Source organism: Rickettsia endosymbiont of Gonocerus acuteangulatus (assembly GCF_964026435.1).
Classification (GTDB): Bacteria; Pseudomonadota; Alphaproteobacteria; order Rickettsiales; family Rickettsiaceae; genus Rickettsia.
This window is the reverse complement of record NZ_OZ032147.1, coordinates 554,798-573,623: the sequence shown is the minus strand read 5'-3', so window position 1 is coordinate 573,623 and position 18,826 is coordinate 554,798. Positions and strand designations below refer to the sequence as shown.

Below are 18,826 nucleotides of genomic sequence, written 5' to 3'. Positions count from 1 at the left end.
TTACGTGCTAACATTGTTACATAGTATTATATTATCTAACTTAAAAATAGCTATATTCTTGAAAGATTAAACTAATCTTACTACCATATTATCAACTCATTTAAAAAATTTATGCGTAAGTTAACTATATTTATTTTCTCATTATTACTAACTTCTTCTGCTATTGCAATAGATTTGCAAGAAGCTTTAACAGAAGGATATAAAAATAACAATGATCTAAAAACTGCAAGAGTTAAATTTTTAAATTCTATTGAGCAGTTTCCTCAAGCTTTTTCAGGTTTTATGCCTAGTGCATCGTTGAGTGTTAACAGAAATAATAGTAAAACCAAATATACTAATAAAAGATTTGCTCAATTAGCCGGTAACCCGCCAGAAATATACAATAATCAAGGAGCATTAACAATTCAACAATCTTTGTTTAATGGTGGTTCAGATGTTGCTGCTCTTAGATCTGCACAAGCAGCTTTTAGAGCATCACGTGGTCAATATTATTCTAGTGAGCAAAAAGTATTATTAGACTTAATCGGTGCTTATCTTGATTATTTCGAAAGTAAAGAGAAATATGATATTTCAGAAAGTAGAGTTCGTACTAATATCCAACAAGTAAACACTGTAGAAGAAAAATTAAGGCTTGGTGAAGCAACTGAGATAGATATAGCAACTGCAAGAGCAGGGCTTGCAGCAGCAGAAACGAATAAGCTAACCGCTTATGCTGATTTCCAAGCAAAAAAAGCAAACTTTATTAGAGTATTTGGTATAGAACCTACTGACATAGCTATGCCTATCTTACCTCAAGGATTGCCAAATTCATTAGATGAGCTAACAAAAAGAGCTGTTAATTTAAATCCTGATATTGATTCAGCAAGACATAGCGTAACTTCAGCAAAGGCACAAGAGTTAGTAGAAAAAGGAAGATTATTGCCACAAGTAAGTGTGCAATTACAATCTGGTAAAACTGATTACAGCCCACAAAACACGAATACTAATCAAATAAATAATAAAAGTGTTACCACTACGTTATCTGTTAATATTCCTATTTATCCAAATGGAGGAGCACAATATTCAAAAATTAGATCGGCTAAAAATCAAACAAGAAATAGTGCAATACAGCTTGATAGTGTGATAAGACAAACCCAGGCTTATGTTATAAGCATATGGGAGGGTTTTGAAGCAGCAAAATCTCGTATTATTGCAGCAGATCAAGGAGTAGCGGCAGCTCAGATATCTTATGATGGTACAGTACAAGAAGAAATAGTAGGTTCTAAAACAATGTTAGATGTTTTAAGTGCTGAAGAAAAGCTCTATGATGCAAAAATAACACGTGTTGATGCTTATAAAGCTTCTATACTTACTGCATATCAGATGAAATCATTAACTGGTGAGTTAACTGCTCAAAGTTTAAAGCTTAAGGTAAAATATTTCAGTCCTGAAGAGGAATTTAAGACTATTAAAAAGAAAATGTTTATAGGTTTCTAAGTGAGTAAGGAAAGCAAGAAAAGCCAAGATATGTCGATAGAAGACATTCTAAAATCTGTTAAAGGAGTAATTAACGAGCGTAAAAATTTAAGCAATGAGGACGAAGATATACTTGAGTTAACAGAAATAATAGATCAAGATGAAGAGGAGCTAATATCAACTAAATCTGCTGAAAAAGTAAATGATATTTTAAAAGATTTCACCTCAACTATTAAAGATAAAAATTTAGATAATAATGTTTCATCTAAAAATGCTCTTGAAGAATTAGTAATCGAAATGTTAAAACCAGAGCTTAAAACATGGCTTGATAAAAACCTACCTTCGCTTGTAAAAGAATTAGTAGAGAGTGAAATAAAAAAATTAGTGCAGAATAGTAGAAAGTAGAAAGTGTTGGGTTAAGCGTCATTGCGAGGAGAAACGTAGTTTCGACACGGCAATCTTGTTAAATATCCTGTGATTGCACACGTACAAAACTTACAGTTTTTCCTCGCAATGACGGAAAAATTGAGCCACGCAGCTAAAGCTCCTACAAGATGATAAACTCAAATAACTATTTAATAGGGAAATAAGGGAAATATATGTTAAATAAATTATGCAGAATATTATTTTTTATAAGTCTATCCCTAGTTGCGTTGCAAAGCTATGCTGCTGCACCGCCGCCATTACCTATGCCATCACAAAATTCTGATATAAAAAGCAAAGATGAGAAGCCTACTTCTGACTCTGGATCATCTATGTCTATTTTCGATAAGATTAAACAGTTTTTCCATAAATCACCAAAAAAACCCCCATTGCCTAAACCGCAAGCACAACCAGATAAGCCAAATGATAAATTAGTTTCACAAGAACCTAATAAAAACGAAGTACAATTGCCTAGTGCAAATAATGCTGTTCATCAAACTAATACGAATTTAGCTTCACATAATGATACGAATAGTGAAAAAGAAGCATCTGAGCCTTTTATAGACATGGGTAATGCAACATTACCTAGTGCAAGTAATCAGAGCCATCAAGCTAATGCAAACTTAGCTTCACATAATGATACAAATAGCGAGAAAGAAGCATCTGAGCCTTTTATAGATATGGGTAATGCAACACTGCCTAGTGCAAGCAATCAGAGCCATCAAGCTAATACGAATTTAGCTTCTCATGATGATACAAAAGATGTGGCATCTTCTAGCGAGAAAGAAGCAAATAGTACGCCTTTGCCTAATACTGCAAATAATGAAAAAACACAGCCGGAGCTTAAAGTAGCTGGATCTCTTATATCTAATCCACCTCTTCGTCCAGGCAGCTATGTAGTACCACCTGCACCACGTACACAAGTATATCAACCTATTGCTTTGCCGCCTACGCATCAATATATAAAGCTTACCCCTCCGCCAAATCCAAATGAACAGCAAGATAATGTAACTGCACCACCACCTCCTCAAGAGGTAGTACCTGCACCAACAGTAATGCCAGCTACTCCTGTTCCTGTAGTTAATCAGCCTACAACAAGTGATGTAGTAACACCGCCAGTAATGACTCCTGCACCTGTACCGGCAACACCATCTACGCCTAATACGCGTGTACCTACAGTTAATCAACCGACAGCACCAACTGCACCTAGTAATACGCCTATACCGGCGGTACAGCCTGTAGTTCCGCCTGCAACAATGCCAACTACAACCGATTCTTCAGCCAAAGCTGATAATTTGAAAGAAACATTTACTGCCGATGTAAATTCGCCGAAAAAACAAGATTGGCATACTCCATTAAAGCCTGTTGAAGTGTTATCTGCAAATCAGAATCAAGGTTCTAATAATACTAATGCTGCTAACAATTTAGCTCCAGCTAATCAAAAACAGATACAACCACAAAATACAAGCACTTCAGTAAGTTCTTCAAATGTAGTTGTTAAGAAGCAAGATAATATCGTTAATACAGAACTAACGGAATCAGCAACGAAATTTGCTAAAGATGAAAGCCAAATGTTGTTATTGCCTAATGATGATATTGTACTTGGTAAGTTAACCGAGAAGGCTACTTTAGATCAGATGGATATATATTCATATATTAAGCTATTCCAGAAAAAAGAAGAGTGGATAGCAAATGCTGATAGAAGAAAAGCTGTAGAAAGTCTTGTTAAATATGACAACGATCTAAATAAGAAAAAAGATATTACCGCTACTTTATCTTATTGTAGTGCAATAGATAATTCTTTTAGAGCAATCGACAGAAATAACCTCTCAAAATTACGTGTTTTACTTGATGTTTACCCTATATTACAAGAAAAAAATAATAAAGGTGATACATTACTTACCGCTGCCGTGTATAAAGATAATTATTATCTAGCAAAATATTTAGTAATACGTGGCATCAAAATTTCTACTTTAAACTCTGAATGTCAATATCCTTTAGATATTGCCCTAGCACGAGGAAACACTAATATAGCGTGTATGCTGACCAAAGCTAAGGGTTACTAATACTCGTCTTACATTATCATTAATTATATATTTTCTTCAAACCATAATTGCTTTTCTATACTAAATAGTTTAATTTAAAGAAGTATAAAAAATTCTTTTTTAATCGTAATTCTAACTTATGAGCGATCTATTTAGCTTCAACAAAGAAAAAAAACCTAAGATAATTAATAATACATATAGTGCAAAAGATATTGAAGTATTAGAGGGGCTTGAACCTATTCGTAAAAGACCTGGTATGTATATTGGTGGCACAGACTTAAATGCTATGCATCATTTAGTCTCTGAGGTGCTTGATAACTCTATGGATGAGGCTGTAGCCGGTTTTGCAAGTATTATCACGATAAAAATGCATCAGGATCACAGTATAACCATATCGGATAATGGTCGTGGAATCCCTATCGATAATCATCCAAAATTCCCTAACAAATCAGCATTAGAAGTTATTTTAACTACGCTTCATTCTGGTGGTAAATTTTCAAGCAATGTTTATCAAACTGCTGGTGGGTTGCATGGTGTTGGGATATCGGTAGTTAATGCCTTGGCAGAACATCTAGAAATTAAAGTGTATAAGCAGGGTAAATTATATAAGCAAAGCTATGCAAAAGGTGAAAAATTAACCGAATTAATATGTGAAGAAGCTCCTAAAAGGCTAAAAGGTACATCGATAAACTTCATCCCTGATCCAGAAATTTTTGGTGACAAGATACATTTTAATCCTAAAAAAGTTTATGAACTGGCAAGATCGAAAGCTTATTTATATCGAGGTGTTACTATAGAATGGGAGTGCGAAATTGAAGTATCTAGCGATGTACCTAAGAAAGCATTAATAAACTTCCCAAATGGTTTAAAAGATTATTTAAGCTCAAAAATAACACCAGATGATTTAATTACGTCGGAAATCTTTTCTGGGAATGTTGAATCAGAGCAAGACGGCATAAAGCTTGAATGGGCAATTTGCTGGCAAAATAATGACAGCTCGGCATTTATTCAATCTTATTGTAATACTGTCCCAACGCCCTTAGGCGGAACTCACGAACAAGGTCTTAAATCTGCTTTACTACGTGGGCTTAAAGCATATGGTGAAATGGTTGGGAATAAAAAAACCGCTAATCTAACTATCGAAGATATTTTAGAAACTGCAAGCGTTGTACTATCTATTTTTATAGCCGAGCCTACTTTTCAAGGGCAAACTAAAGAAAAATTAGTATCTCAAGGTGTAAGCAAACCTGCGGAAAATATTATAAAAGATCATTTTGACCATTTTCTTAGTAGCAACAAAACCATAGCTAATAATTTGCTTGAGCATTTCATAGCTATTGCTGAGTTTAGAGTAAATAAGAAAAATGAGAAAACTATTTCTCGTAAAAATGCTACGCAAAAATTACGTCTGCCTGGTAAGCTTGCTGACTGCACAAGAACTTCACCAGAAGGTACGGAATTGTTTATTGTAGAAGGTGATTCGGCAGGTGGTTCGGCTAAACAAGCACGTAATAGAGAAACGCAAGCAGTATTGCCGTTATGGGGTAAAGTCTTAAATGTTGCAAGCTCTACGCTTGAAAAGATAGTTAATAACCAAGCTATACAAGATTTAGAAATAGCTCTTGCTTGCGGTAGTTTAAAAAATTATAAAAAAGAAAACTTGCGTTATGAGAAAATAATTATTATGACTGATGCCGATGTTGATGGTGCTCACATAGCTTCATTATTAATGACTTTCTTCTTTTTAAGAATGCCAAAATTAGTAGAAGATGGACATTTATATTTAGCAAAACCACCACTTTATCGCTTAACGCAGTCTAATAAAACTTATTATGCAAATGATGAAGAGGAAAAAAACCAACTAACAGATAAATTATCCAAGAGTAGTAAAGCTAAGATTGAAGTTGGTAGATTTAAAGGACTCGGGGAAATGATGCCTATGCAGTTAAAAGAAACTACCATGCATCCAGAAAAAAGATCACTTCTAAAAGTTACTTTAGAGGATTTTCAAAATGTTGATAAAATAGTAGATGATTTAATGGGCAAAAAGCCGGAAAAAAGATTCCAATTTATTTATGAACAAGCTTTAGTTAAAATGGATAAGATTATTAACGAGCTGGATATTTGAGGATATCAATGTCATTCTTAGCAACGACGGAAAAAAAGCATAAGTACAGTAAATTTTTAGAGCTAAAAGCTCGATTTATCTCGCTTTATGCTGGATTCCCGCCTACGCGGGAATGACACAACACAAAAAACTAATAAACACATGCGGAGTATTATGTATTTACGTTTAATTATAGCATTATTTTTTACTATAAATTTTGTTTCTGTATTTGCCGCTACTAAAGAAGAAGCGAAAGAGCCTGAAAATAAAATAACAAATGAAGAGGCTTATAAGCAATTTCAGGAAATATTTGAACGTGTTGAAAAAGAATACGTAGAAATACCAGATAAACAAAAAATGATAGATGAAGCAATTAACGGCATGTTAAATTCGCTTGATCCGCATTCAAGTTATTACACAGGTGAGGATTTTGAAGATATTTTTACATTTACTAAAGGTGAGTTTGGTGGAATTGGAGTTAATATAATGTATGATAGTGGGGCTATAAAAATAATATCTCCTATTGATGATTTGCCTGCATTCAAAGCTGGTCTAAAAGGAGGGGATTACATAGTCGGGGTGAATAATGAGTTAGTATCTACAATTGGTCCTAACAAAGCCGTGAAAGAAATGCGAGGCACGCCGGGGACTAAAGTTAAATTACTAGTTATAAAAGCCGATGAGGTAAAACCACAAGATATAGAGCTTACTCGTGAAATAGTGAAAATGAACCCAATAAAAGCACATTTGGAAAAAAATAATATTGCTTATATACGTATTATTACTTTTAACGAATCAACAATCTCCGAATTGAAAGCAGCAGTAAAGAAGCTTAAATCTGAAAGTAAAGACGATATTAAAGGTATTATTCTCGATATACGTAATAATGCAGGAGGTATACTAGAACAAGCAATTGCTGTTAGTGATTACTTTATTGATTCCGGTATAATATTAAGGACAAAAGGTAGAGCTAACTTGATCGCTACTGAAACCAAAGCAAATGAGTTTTCACTGAAAGCTCCAAAAGTTCCTATGATAGTCCTGATAAACGGCAATTCTGCTTCAGCTGCGGAAATAGTAGCAGGAGCGTTGCAAGATCATAAAAGAGCGATAATACTTGGGACTAAATCTTTTGGTAAAGGTTCAGTTCAGGCTTTGACTCAAATTAATCAAAGAGCAGCTGTAAAACTTACTATCGCTAAATATTACACACCAAGCGGTCGTTCTATTCAAGCAGATGGTATAGAGCCTGATATTATAATTGAACCGGCAAAAGTAGAATATCCGGAAGTTAAAAAAATAGATAAACGTTTTTCTGAAAGTTCATTAAAGAATTATTTGAAGAATGATGCCGAAAAAGATAATTCATCTAAAAACAAAGATAGTAAAAAAGAGACAAAAGATAAAAATAACAAACAAGAAGACAACGAATTATCTGAATTATACAAAAAAGATTACCAATTTGCTCGTGCTTATGATGTAATTACAGGGTTAATTATTAATAAGAATCTAGAGACAAAAGGGGAAGTTAAATAAAAGTGGACCAGCCCCACCTATGTCACCCCGTGACTTGGGAACTAGGTCCAGTTAAAAATATCAATGATATTGATATTTTAAATTGTTTTTCTGGATCCCGTGGTCAAGCCACGGGATGACACCGAAGACGCTTTTTTATCTATGCAAAGCCTCATGTGGGGACAACATTGAATGTATAAAATGCTTCTTTTAAAAGAAAAATAAGGTGATAATGAACCATAATAAATATATAGTCAGATTATCATTTGTTGTATTATTTCTTAATATTGTCATAAATATGATGTTTTATCGTTATTTTATGATAAAAGAGATGATAGTAAAACAGGTAGCTTTACAAAACACTAAGATAGCTTCTCTTTATACCCATAATATTTGGAATACTCATGAAAATGTAATTAATAAATTACATAAATTTGGCTATTTAAAATTATTACAAGATCAAGAATTCATTGATTTTGTCACTATTACTGCTGATTGGTTTACTAATCTTGATATTAACATTTCTCTGTATGATCTTAACGGTAATAAATTTATTACCAGTAATATGCTAAATATGTATAGTGTGGATAATTATCCAGATGATAGTTTAGTTGAAATATTCATCGCAAAAATTGATAAATATTTTTTTAGATCTCTTACTGCAAAACCACCTTTGTTAAGTGCTCTTGAAGGCATTACCAGCCATATATTACTTCCTAAGGTTATAATTCAGAATGAAAATGATTTAACAGAAAAAAAAGCTTCTTTTATTACTAGCTATATACCTATTATAGGTAGTGATTTAAACAATTTTCGAGTAGATGCAATACTTGAGATTAATACTAATATTACTAATCAATGGCAAAATATAATATCTCTTGAGCAAAAAGTTTTTATAACTTTTATTATTATTTTTATAATATTTTGTACTATAATTGTTAGTAATACTAATTATGCTAGGCATATTATCGAAGAGCAGCTAATAACAAATAGAAATTTAAAAGCTGAAATAATAAAGGTAGAAAAGACTAGCTCCTCAAATACAAAATTCTTTGCCAATATTAGTCATGAGTTACGAACCCCTCTTAACGCTATAATAGGCTTTTCTGAAATTTTAATGTCAGAAAAAGATCCAGAAAAAAGTAGAAATTATATTAAAGATATTAATGATGCCGGTAAGCATTTACTTAGCATGATTAACGATATTTTGGATCTTTCTAAGGCTTCTGCTGATAAATTAAAAGTAGATAGTATTGATCTTGATTTAAATAAATTGGTTAGCTCGTCACTTATACTTGTTAAGCCTCGTGCTGATCAAGCTGGAGTAGAATTAGTTAACAAGTTACCGAAAGAGCATATTGTTATAAAGGCAGATCCAAAAAGACTTAAGCAAGTATTTTTAAATCTTCTATCAAATGCTGTAAAATTTACAAATGCCGGTGGAAGAGTTACTATTACAATGGAAAAAGATGAGCTAGCTAAATTAGTATATATAAAAGTTATAGATACCGGTATTGGTATTGAAGAAAAAGATATACCAAAAACTTTGTCAACATTTGGACAGATTGATAGTGAACTTAGCCGCAAATATGAAGGTACAGGGCTTGGACTGCCGCTTACTAAAAAGTTAGTTGAGCTTATGAATGGTAAATTTGATCTGCAAAGTAAAATAAATGAAGGAACTACTATTATACTGACTTTTGCTTATGACGGCAGCATCGAAATATAAAATATACCTTTGATATTTCAAGATTTGATAAGCCAAATTTTGGGATTCGCCTGTGCTCACGTACTATTGTACGCTCCGCAGGCTCACCACTTATTTGACTTTCAACTCTTGAAGTATCTGCGGTATATGATAGTTTATTGTAAGATTTTTAAAAACATGTGGAATGTTAGAAAATTTTCAGTATTATAAGAAATATTATTGTAAAAATAAAAAATAATATGAAGCTAGTTATTTTAATATTTACTCTTTTATTTTCATTATTAACGTTTGCAGAAAGTAGCACTATAAAGGGACAACCTTTAAAATATGCAGCAAGTAATGATTTTGAAAGTAGATTGGATGAGCAAGAGCAAGAAATTAGAAGATTGATTGGTAAAATTGAGGTTTTACAGCATAAAATTGATATATTAAGCAAAAATTCTAATATTCCACAACTAAATGAAAACACTGAAACTTCGGAAACAGATCATCAAAATACCCCTGATATTTTTGACGTAAGCCTGCTTAAAGATATGCCTAATAGAGTAGAGGAAGTAAAAACTGCTCCCGAACCTAACAAGGATGTTGCACCTGATAAACAAGCTTATGATTTAGCTCTTGCTTCTTACAAAGATAATAAGACTGATGATGCTAAAAATAAATTCAAAAACTTTATCCAAAAATACTCTAAGAGTTCAATGATTAGTAATGCTTATTTTTGGTATGGAGAATGCTTTTTTAAACAAAAAGATTATAACACAGCTGCTGTTAATTATTTAAAATGTTATAAAGAATCGCCAAAAGGAGCAAAATCCTCCGATGGTCTATTAAAGCTAGCACTTTCACTTGGTGAATTAAAGAAGACTACAGAAGCTTGCAATATGCTTGATAAGCTGAATAAGGAATTCCCAAGTAACAGAACAGCTGCATCTAAAAAAATGGCAGAGGATGCTAAGCTCAAATTTGGCTGTACCACTAAATCAAAATAAAAAATATGACAGATATTCTAGACGAAGTATTAAATGATCAAAATGAAGAAAAAAGGCTAATTTTTTTTAAAAGACTTTTACCTATAGTAATAATTATTGCCTTAATAGCTATTACTATAATGGTCATTAACAATAACAATAAAAATAAGCAAATTGAAAATAACCAAAAAAATGGTGATATTTTTGTTAAAGCAGTTAATTTAGAAGCTGTGCAAGGTAATAAGGAACTTGCTATTAGTACCTTAGAAAATTTAGTTGGCATTAGTAATACTAAGATAAAAGAGATTGCTTTACTAGAGCAAGTTGCTATAAAACTTTCAGGGCAACAAAATTCAGAAGCAAAAGATTTACTTAGCAAGATTATTGAAAATAAGGAATATTCAGAAATCGTTACTTCATATGCTCGTATTGCATGGTGTAGTCTCGTTATTGATGATGAAAATCTAGATATTGCTGACAAAGAAAAATTAGTGAAATATTTAAATTATTTTGATAATGAAAATAAGCCTTTTTGGGCTACGGCAAATATTATGAAAGCTATTTGGGATATTAAGAGCAATATGCTTGCAGAAGCAGAAAAGAATTTAAGAATTTTAGTAGCATCAAATAACACTTCAGATTTACTAAAAGATCAAGCAAAAGCTTTGCTTGCAGGCTTAGATAGAGCTAAATAATAGAATTAAAGGAGAAATATGATCAAGAAAATAGTAAGTTTATTATTACCGCTCATTATTTTAAGTGCATGTAACGCACTTGGTCCAAAAAGAGTAAAAAATATAGTTGAATTAACTCCTAAATTATCTCTGCAATCTAACGAACCAATATATTTAGGAAACAGTGCAAACATATATGCATTTAATCCAAATATGTTAAAAAACAAGCGATATGATTTTGTTAAAAATAAAACCATTACAGCGCCTGTTTTTGTTGGTGATATGATTTATGCGTTAGATATTAGGTCAAATGTTTCAGCATTCTCTATAGAAAAGAATAAAGTTATTTGGTCTTATAATTTAAGCCGAAATAAAAAAGATAATTATATTGGTGGCGGCATTTTACATTATAACGACAAATTATATGTAACATATGGTTCAAGATTATTAGTAGTACTAGATGCAAAAACAGGTTATGAAATAATCAGAAAACAGCTTCCTGATATTATACGAACAAAACCGGTAATGCTAAATGATAGCACGGTTTTAGTCCAAACAATCAGTAATCAAACAACAGCTCTAAATGCTGAAACTTTAAAAATTGTTTGGGAACATGAAAGTTTAGCTGAAGTTTTATCAGCAAGCTATTTCATGACACCGATATTACATAAAGACAGTGTAATAATAACTTATAATTCCGGACAAATACTTGCATTAAATACAAAAAATGGTGAAGTAAAATGGAATTTTGAATTTGCGAGTTTCGATCATATAGCTATACCAAATTTTGAAGAAGCTAGCATTTTATGTGCTCCTATTTATGATAATAATAATTTATATATAGCAACAGGACTCGGTAAACTTATTAAATTAAACCTCGATACAGGAGCAGCTCTTTGGCAAGTAAATGCTGAGGATATTCAATCAATATCCTTAATCGGTAATAGTTTATTTGTCACAAATAATGCAAGGCAGGTAGTTGCTTTTAATCCTGAAACAGGCTTAGTAAAATTTGTAGCTGATTTAAATGATGGAAAAGATTCCAAAAAACTAAAAGCTTCTACTTTCTTAGCACCTTTTATAGCAGAGAATAACGGCAGCCGCAGCCTAGATATTATTTCTATGAGTGGTGTTTTGTATAGCTTTGATTTAGATAATAATGATCACTTAAGTGCAGTGCCAAATATTACTAAAATCATTAATAATATCCATTATTATGGTTTAACTGCTAATAAAAACTTATATTTTTCTACCGATAGAAAAATAATATTTGGAAACAAATAGTACTAAATATAACTTGACAAACTACTGGTATTAATGCTATTAAATATGGCTTTAGATCTTTATTTCAAAAATTTTAATTAAAAAGATATTGTTGTGAAAACTTATTCTGCAAAACCATCGGAAATTGAAAAAAAATGGTGGGTTATAGACGCAAAAAATGTTGTACTTGGGAGACTTGCAAGTAGAGTTGCTAATATGCTTCGTGGTAAACATAAACCTAGTTTTACTCCTCATATGGATTGTGGTGATAATATAATCATAATCAATGCAGAGCATGTAACATTAACCGGTAAAAAAGCAAATCCTAAAGACGGGAAGATATATTATAGACATACCGGATTTCCAGGCGGTATTAAAGATACTACTGCAGGTAAAATCTTAAGTGGTAAACACCCTGAGCGAGTCATTAAAATGGCAGTTAAAAGAATGATTACAAGAAATGCTTTAGGTGCTAAGCAAATGAGTAATCTATATATTTATGCAAATAGTGAACACCCGCACGCAGGGCAGCAGCCTGTAGTTTATGATTTTGCAAGCCAAAATCCAAAAAATAAGAAGTAATCAACTATGACAACGTTAAAGATTAAAACAGACAAAGTAGAAAAGTCGCTAAATAAGGAAGCTTTAATTGCTGACAAACAAACAGTTAAAACTCCTAAAGAGAAAATGGATAATTCAGGTAGATTCTATGCTACTGGTAAAAGAAAAAACGCTATAGCACGAGTTTGGCTCAAACCAGGAAAAGGGCAAGTAATTGTTAATAAAAAAAGTTTAGATCAATATTTTGCTTCTGAAACGCAAGTCAAAACTATATTGCAACCTTTTACTTTAACGAAAACTAATAATCAGTATGATATAGTTTGTACAGTTAGAGGCGGAGGTATTTCAGGGCAGAAAGGTGCTATATTGCATGGTATATCTAAAGCATTAGCACAATCAGCTCCAGACTTTCACGCTGTTTTACGTAAAGGTGGATTCTTAACACGTGATTCTAGAGTAGTGGAGCGTAAGAAATACGGGCAACATAAAGCACGTAAGAAAACACAATTCTCTAAACGTTAATTTATTGTTTTATTTCGTTTTCGTATAGGTAAAGCATTAATTGCATGGGATCGAAAAATGCCCTCGGTGTCATCCCGTAGAGGCATTGTTGCGTAGATCATTTTCCCCTGTCATCCCCGTGGCTTGTTCACGGGATCCAGTTAAAAATACTAATAAAATTAGTATTTTTTATTATTTTTTCTGGATTGTTGCACTCACTTTGTTCGTTCGCAATGACGTTTCTCGAGCTATGCAACAAAGCCAGCCTTAGACGGGAATGACATTAAAGCCTGCAATAACTACGTACAAGCTAACTAGATGACACCGAACACGCTTTTAGATTGGACACAATTAAGCTAACTGAAGAACAATAAAATATCGCATTTACAGCAAAATCCACAATAAAAACACATCTTTGGCGGGGTAGCTCAGTTGGTTAGAGCGACGGAATCATAATCCGTGTGTCGGGGGTTCAAATCCCTCCCTCGCTACCATTTTTTTTTAATATTCTGTCTACAGTAAAATAGCACTAAATAATTTTAACAAATCAGTGGCACTGTGAGAAAAAATTAATGTTATCAGATAGCTTTGATATCATTCCCGTATGAGACTTGTCCCACGTAGACGTAGAGCGGAAAATGTTTTTGGTATTATTCCTAGCTAGAAGTTTGGCTTTATTGCATGGCTCGATTTTTTTTGCTATCACCCCTTGACTTGATTATAGTACCAGACAGTTTTTATTCTATGTTATTCTTAGCTGCAGCGGGAATCCAGTAACTTTAGTATCACCTAGTTGCTTGTATAGCATAAATTATTAAGATACTGACAATTTAATAGTATTAAAAACAGCATCATAAAATGTTTCAAAATCTCCTACAACTTTCCTAATTTCATTTTTTATCTTAAACCAGTAATGCTCTATAGGATTTAAATCAGGAGAGTAAGTTGGTAAATACAATATGGTACAACCAACGGATTCAATTAACTCTTTAACTTTAGAATTTTTATGAAAATTAATGTTATCCATAATAACGGTTTGCCCAGGTTGTAATTCTGTAATTAATACATCCCTAATATAAGTTTTAAAGACCTCTGTATTACAATTACCTTCAAATATTACAGGAGCAATAAGATTACCATTACAAAGACCAGCTATCATACTTATTCTAAATTTATGTTGATACACCTTTTCTCCATAACACCTTTGTCCTATAATGCTCCATCCATACTCTTTGCAAGTATTATCCTCTATTCCAGATTCATCAAGATATACTAATTTGTCTTTTGTGATGGTTTGTATCTTTGCTATAAATTCATTTCTTAATTTAATATCTCTTTTCGGATGAAAATGAGTTTTGTTTATAGCTATAGCCAAGTTTTCTGATTTGTCTTAAAATAGTTACAGATGCAATATTACCCCATTGCTTTGCTAACTCCTTTGATGTTTTATTCATATTAGCTTTAAAAAATTCTTTAAAAGATTCTGAATCTTTTATCTTATGACTATGTCCTTTCTGATAACCAGTTGCTGCTTCTAAAGTACCTTGCTTATCTTTTAATTTTTTCCATTTATATATACAAAACTTACGCTATGTTTGATATAATTCCTATAAATTAAAGGATATTATAAAGTGATGCACTGTAAAAACATAGCTTTGTAGTAAGGGTTTTTAGCATATTTGCTATAACATAGCGTAAGTTTTGAAGAATTAAATCAGGCTCTAACCTAGAATCTGTTTTAAATAATGATATTACTTGCTCTTCAGATCTATTAGATAACTTCGTTCTTTCATATAACATTTTATCAATATTACTACGTATAGCTTAATGCGATAAGGTAGTGACTTATAGTATGAGTTGGATTATACTAAATGAAAAACTTATGGCAAAGGCATATTCATACGATTTAAGAATACGAGTAATAAAAAGTTTAACAGATGGTAAAACAATAAAAGAGACTTCAGAGATATACTCTATTAGTAGGAAGACTATAATAGAGTGGAAAAAATTAAAGAAACAAACTGGGGATGTCAAAGCAAAAAGTGGTTATCATACAGGATATCGTAGAATAATAAGAGACATAGAGGGATTTAAAAAATTTATAGAATTAAATTTTGATAAAACCACCATGGAGCTAGCTAATAACTGGAGTCAAAAAGTATCTGCAAGTACGATATCAAGATTGCTTAATAAATTAGGTTATAGTTATAAAAAAAACTTTTCTTCATCCCAAAAGGGATATTGGTCTAAGGAATGAGTTTATATTGAAACTAAAAACTATAGATAAACAAGATTTAGTATTTATCGATGAGTCTGGGATAGAAGATAATAGCTGTAGAGAACACGGGTGGAGCATTATCGGTCAAAGATGTTATGGTGAAAAGGTCTATCAAACATAAATCACGGATTAGTATGATTGCTGGGCTGTGTGTCAAAGATATTATTGCCCCAATAATATTTGATGGGACATGTAATAAGGACATTTTTGAAACTTATGTACAAGAGATATTGATCAAGGAATTAAAGGCTGGTCAGATAGTAGTAATGGATAATATTAATTTTCATAAAAGTACAAAAGTGAAAACGTTAATTGAATCTGTTGGTTGCAGTATTTTATTTTACCAACTTACTCTCCTGACTTAAATCCTATTGAGCATTACTGGTTTAAAATCAAGAATGAAATAAGAAAAACTATTTCTAATTTTGAGCACTTTTTTGATGCTGTTTACTATGCTCTTAAAAAAGTCACTACCTTATCGCATTAAGCTATAACTGTCTAACGCTCCAATTTTCTTGTATAGACGTATAGGCATAAAAATCTTTCTGATTCTGTTCTTTTAGAGGTAATAACTCTATTATATGACGCCAGTTCAATTGTCGCGACAGTGTCGCGACAATTTTTTCTTCAGGGAAAACTTCATAAAACTGAAGCATTCTAAATAAACCTGCTCTAGTAAACCCTTTGCCATATTTAATATGTAAATGCTGTGCTAAAGTCTTAATAACCTCCTGCCCATATTCCGCTCTAGTACTTTTAAGAATCTCTATGCCAGTATACCGCAGATATTTTAAGATTTGGAAGTTAAATAAGCGGTGAGCCTGCGGAGCGTACAAATGTACGTGAGCAAAGGCGAATCCCAAAATTTAGCTTACCAAATCTTGAAATATCAAAGGTATATAACATTGTCCTTTCGGCATTAGCTTTAATGGCAACTCTCACTTTAGCATTATTAATAAGAACGCTGATATCATTTATTAGTTCATTAGTATTTGTTGTTATTTCACTCATGGATTTTTCTATATATTATATTTTGCTACTTTTAGTATATTTTTATAGAATTTTCAACACTAAAAGTTTTATTTTAACTTTAAAAAATAAAATTTGATTTTTTAGAATTAAGTCTATATTTTAATTTAATTAAGAATTAGTTAAGTATTGGAAGCTTATGTCAAATATAGATAAAGAAAAAGCTGTTGCTGCAGCTCTCGCACAGATTGAAAAAAGCTATGGTAAAGGCTCAGTTATGAAGCTTGGTCAACGACCTAATGTTGATATAGAAGCTGTGTCAACCGGTTCGCTTGGACTTGATATAGCTCTTGGAATTGGCGGAGTTCCTAAAGGCAGAATAATAGAAATATTTGGTCCTGAAAGCTCGGGTAAAACTACTCTCACATTACATTTAATTGCCGAAGCCCAGAAGAAAGGCGGCACATGTGCATTTATCGATGCTGAGCATGCTTTAGATCCAGCTTATGCTAAAAAGCTTGGAGTCAATATTGATGAGCTTATCATATCTCAGCCTGATACAGGAGAGCAAGCTTTAGAAATTGCTGATACTTTAATTCGCTCCGGCGGTATTGATATGATAATAATAGATAGCGTTGCTGCTTTAGTACCAAAATCAGAAATTGAAGGCGAGATGGGCGATGCACAAATGGCTTCTCAAGCAAGATTAATGAGTCAGGCTTTACGTAAACTTACTGCCTCAATTAATCGTACTAATTGTATAACTGTTTTCATCAATCAAATTAGAATGAAAATAGGTGTAATGTTTGGTAGTCCTGAGACTACAACCGGCGGTAATGCTTTAAAATTCTATGCTTCAGTTAGAATAGATATCAGAAGAATAGGATCTATTAAGGATAAAGAAGAAGTAATAGGCAGCCAAACTAAAGTAAAAGTAGTAAAAAACAAAGTATCACCTCCATTTAAAACAGCAGATTTTGACATAATGTATGGCTCAGGTATCTCAAAAGAAGGTGAAATAATCGATCTTGGAGTGAAGCTTGATATAATAGAAAAATCTGGTTCTTGGTTTTCTTATAATAGCGTACGTATCGGTCAAGGGCGTGAAAATGTTAAACAATATTTGAAAGATAATCCACAAATCTCTAATGAAATTGAGAAGCTTGTACGAGAAAAATCATCTAAAGTCAATAATATAAATTTTGAACAAGAGGAGGAAGTAAATGATTGATTTAAGCGGTCAAACAGCATTAATTACCGGAGCTTCAGGAGGTATAGGAGGTGCTATTGCAAGGCAGCTTCATAAGCTTGGAAGCCATGTAATTATAAGCGGGAGTAATGAGGAAAAATTAAAAGCTCTTGGCAATGATTTAAAAGATAATTACACAATTAAAGTCTGTAATCTTACAAATACTGAAGAATGCGGCAATTTAGTAGCTCAAATAGAAAAATTAGATATTTTAGTCTGTAATGCCGGTATTACCAAAGATACGCTAGCAATAAGAATGAAAAATGAAGATTTTGACCAAGTTATTGATATTAATTTAAAAGCAAATTTCATTTTAAATCGTGAAGCAATAAAAAAGATGATGACTAATAGATACGGACGCATCATTAACATAGCTTCAATAGTAGGAGTTTCAGGTAACCCTGGGCAAGCAAATTACTGTGCTTCTAAAGCAGGTTTAATCGGTATGACAAAGTCACTTGCTTATGAAGTTGCAATCAGAGGAATTACAGTTAATGCAGTAGCTCCAGGTTTTATTAAATCTGATATGACTGATAAGTTAAATGATGAACAAAAAGAAGCTATAACACGAAAAATCCCGAAAGGAACATATGGTATGCCTGAAGATATAGCAAACGCAGTTGCATTCTTAGCAAGCAATCAATCGTCATATATTACTGGTCAAACCCTACATGTAAATGGTGGAATGTTAATGGTATAAAATTTTATGCTGGCATAAAACAATTTTTTGTGCTAGAAGTTCTTTTAAAGCTAAAATAGCTATGAATAATAAGTATTCATAATATTTTAAAAAGTTAAACTTATGTTTATAAATATACAAACTAATAAAAAATGATTTATGGAGTTCAAAATTATGAGTAAAGTGGATAATATCGAGCAGAAAGTTATCAAAATTATTGCTGATAATCAAGGGAAAAAAATTGAAGAAATCAGCGTGGACTCGCGATTTGCAGAAGATTTAGGAGTAGATAGCCTATCTACAGTAGAAATAATGATGGAAATAGAGAAAGAATTTGGTGTTGATGTTCCTGATGAAGAAGCAACTAAGATAAAAAAAGTAGCAGATGTTGTTAACTATATAAAAGAACATAAATCTTAATCTGTATTAAA

General features: G+C 32.2%; 16 protein-coding genes, 1 tRNA gene and 3 pseudogenes. 16 read left to right on the top strand and 4 right to left on the bottom strand.

Annotated features, from left to right (window positions below; genetic code table 11):
• Positions 1-111: 111 nt before the first annotated feature.
• The 6 genes from AAGD55_RS03560 (at position 112) to AAGD55_RS03535 (ending at position 9,274) form a co-directional block, all read left to right on the top strand.
• Positions 112-1,476, top strand: coding sequence for a TolC family protein (locus AAGD55_RS03560; protein WP_341792169.1), 1,365 nt, complete (start codon positions 112-114; stop codon positions 1,474-1,476).
• A complete protein-coding gene (locus AAGD55_RS03555; RefSeq protein ID WP_341792168.1) occupies positions 1,477-1,860 on the top strand; it encodes a PopZ family protein in 384 nt (127 codons plus the stop codon). It begins immediately after the preceding gene.
• Positions 1,861-2,054: 194 nt separating this feature from the next.
• A complete protein-coding gene (locus tag AAGD55_RS03550; protein ID WP_341792167.1) occupies positions 2,055-3,944 on the top strand; it encodes an ankyrin repeat domain-containing protein in 1,890 nt (629 codons plus the stop codon).
• Between the two features lie 118 nt (positions 3,945-4,062).
• A complete protein-coding gene (parE, locus tag AAGD55_RS03545; RefSeq protein ID WP_341792166.1) occupies positions 4,063-6,051 on the top strand; it encodes a DNA topoisomerase IV subunit B in 1,989 nt (662 codons plus the stop codon).
• Between the two features lie 153 nt (positions 6,052-6,204).
• On the top strand, positions 6,205-7,566 hold the full coding sequence (locus tag AAGD55_RS03540; RefSeq protein ID WP_341792165.1) for a S41 family peptidase: 1,362 nt from the start codon (positions 6,205-6,207) through the stop codon (positions 7,564-7,566).
• A 211-nt stretch (positions 7,567-7,777) separates the two neighbouring features.
• Positions 7,778-9,274: a HAMP domain-containing sensor histidine kinase gene (locus AAGD55_RS03535; RefSeq protein WP_341792164.1), complete on the top strand. Its 1,497-nt coding sequence runs from the start codon at positions 7,778-7,780 to the stop codon at positions 9,272-9,274.
• Between the two features lies 1 nt (position 9,275).
• On the opposite strand, the pseudogene AAGD55_RS03530 reads toward AAGD55_RS03535, so the two are convergent.
• Positions 9,276-9,407, bottom strand: a pseudogene (locus tag AAGD55_RS03530) (palindromic element RPE5 domain-containing protein); the annotation flags it as partial.
• An 85-nt stretch (positions 9,408-9,492) separates the two neighbouring features.
• Between AAGD55_RS03530 and ybgF the strand changes: the two are divergent.
• From ybgF to AAGD55_RS03500, 6 genes are all read left to right on the top strand, one after another.
• Positions 9,493-10,242 carry a tol-pal system protein YbgF gene (gene ybgF, locus AAGD55_RS03525; RefSeq protein WP_341792163.1) on the top strand — a complete coding sequence of 250 codons (750 nt, stop codon included), beginning with the start codon at positions 9,493-9,495 and terminating at the stop codon, positions 10,240-10,242.
• Between the two features lie 5 nt (positions 10,243-10,247).
• Positions 10,248-10,916 carry a DUF2659 family protein gene (locus AAGD55_RS03520; RefSeq protein WP_341792162.1) on the top strand — a complete coding sequence of 223 codons (669 nt, stop codon included), beginning with the start codon at positions 10,248-10,250 and terminating at the stop codon, positions 10,914-10,916.
• Between the two features lie 18 nt (positions 10,917-10,934).
• Positions 10,935-12,179: a PQQ-binding-like beta-propeller repeat protein gene (locus tag AAGD55_RS03515; protein ID WP_341792161.1), complete on the top strand. Its 1,245-nt coding sequence runs from the start codon at positions 10,935-10,937 to the stop codon at positions 12,177-12,179.
• 93 nt (positions 12,180-12,272) lie between these two features.
• Positions 12,273-12,740, top strand: coding sequence for a 50S ribosomal protein L13 (gene rplM, locus AAGD55_RS03510; protein ID WP_011476918.1), 468 nt, complete (start codon positions 12,273-12,275; stop codon positions 12,738-12,740).
• A gap of 6 nt (positions 12,741-12,746) precedes the next feature.
• Complete coding sequence (gene rpsI / locus AAGD55_RS03505; RefSeq protein WP_341792160.1) at positions 12,747-13,241, top strand: 30S ribosomal protein S9; 495 nt, start codon at positions 12,747-12,749, stop codon at positions 13,239-13,241.
• Positions 13,242-13,637: 396 nt separating this feature from the next.
• A tRNA-Met gene (locus tag AAGD55_RS03500) sits at positions 13,638-13,714 on the top strand.
• Between the two features lie 320 nt (positions 13,715-14,034).
• Here AAGD55_RS03500 and AAGD55_RS03495 read toward each other — a convergent pair.
• Positions 14,035-14,797 (bottom strand): annotated as a pseudogene (locus tag AAGD55_RS03495) (IS630 family transposase); the annotation flags it as partial.
• 305 nt (positions 14,798-15,102) lie between these two features.
• Here AAGD55_RS03495 and AAGD55_RS03490 point away from each other — a divergent pair.
• Positions 15,103-15,985: pseudogene (locus tag AAGD55_RS03490) on the top strand (IS630 family transposase).
• Position 15,986: 1 nt separating this feature from the next.
• Here AAGD55_RS03490 and AAGD55_RS03485 read toward each other — a convergent pair.
• Positions 15,987-16,334 (bottom strand): DUF1016 N-terminal domain-containing protein, encoded by a 348-nt coding sequence (locus AAGD55_RS03485; RefSeq protein ID WP_410526114.1) that lies wholly within the window; start codon positions 16,332-16,334, stop codon positions 15,987-15,989.
• A complete protein-coding gene (locus AAGD55_RS12330) occupies positions 16,303-16,509 on the bottom strand; it encodes a hypothetical protein (protein WP_410526113.1) in 207 nt (68 codons plus the stop codon). The genes AAGD55_RS03485 and AAGD55_RS12330 overlap by 32 nt, the downstream gene beginning before the upstream one ends.
• Positions 16,510-16,666: 157 nt before the next feature.
• On the opposite strand from AAGD55_RS12330, the gene recA reads away from it, so the two are divergent.
• The 3 genes from recA (at position 16,667) to acpP (ending at position 18,815) form a co-directional block, all read left to right on the top strand.
• Entirely contained in the window at positions 16,667-17,698 is a 1,032-nt protein-coding gene (recA, locus tag AAGD55_RS03475; protein ID WP_341788695.1) for a recombinase RecA, read from the top strand.
• Positions 17,691-18,416, top strand: coding sequence for a 3-oxoacyl-ACP reductase FabG (gene fabG / locus AAGD55_RS03470; RefSeq protein WP_341792159.1), 726 nt, complete (start codon positions 17,691-17,693; stop codon positions 18,414-18,416). The genes recA and fabG overlap by 8 nt, the downstream gene beginning before the upstream one ends.
• Positions 18,417-18,554: 138 nt before the next feature.
• Positions 18,555-18,815, top strand: coding sequence for an acyl carrier protein (gene acpP / locus AAGD55_RS03465; protein ID WP_095568289.1), 261 nt, complete (start codon positions 18,555-18,557; stop codon positions 18,813-18,815).
• The last annotated feature ends 11 nt before the right edge of the window (positions 18,816-18,826 follow it).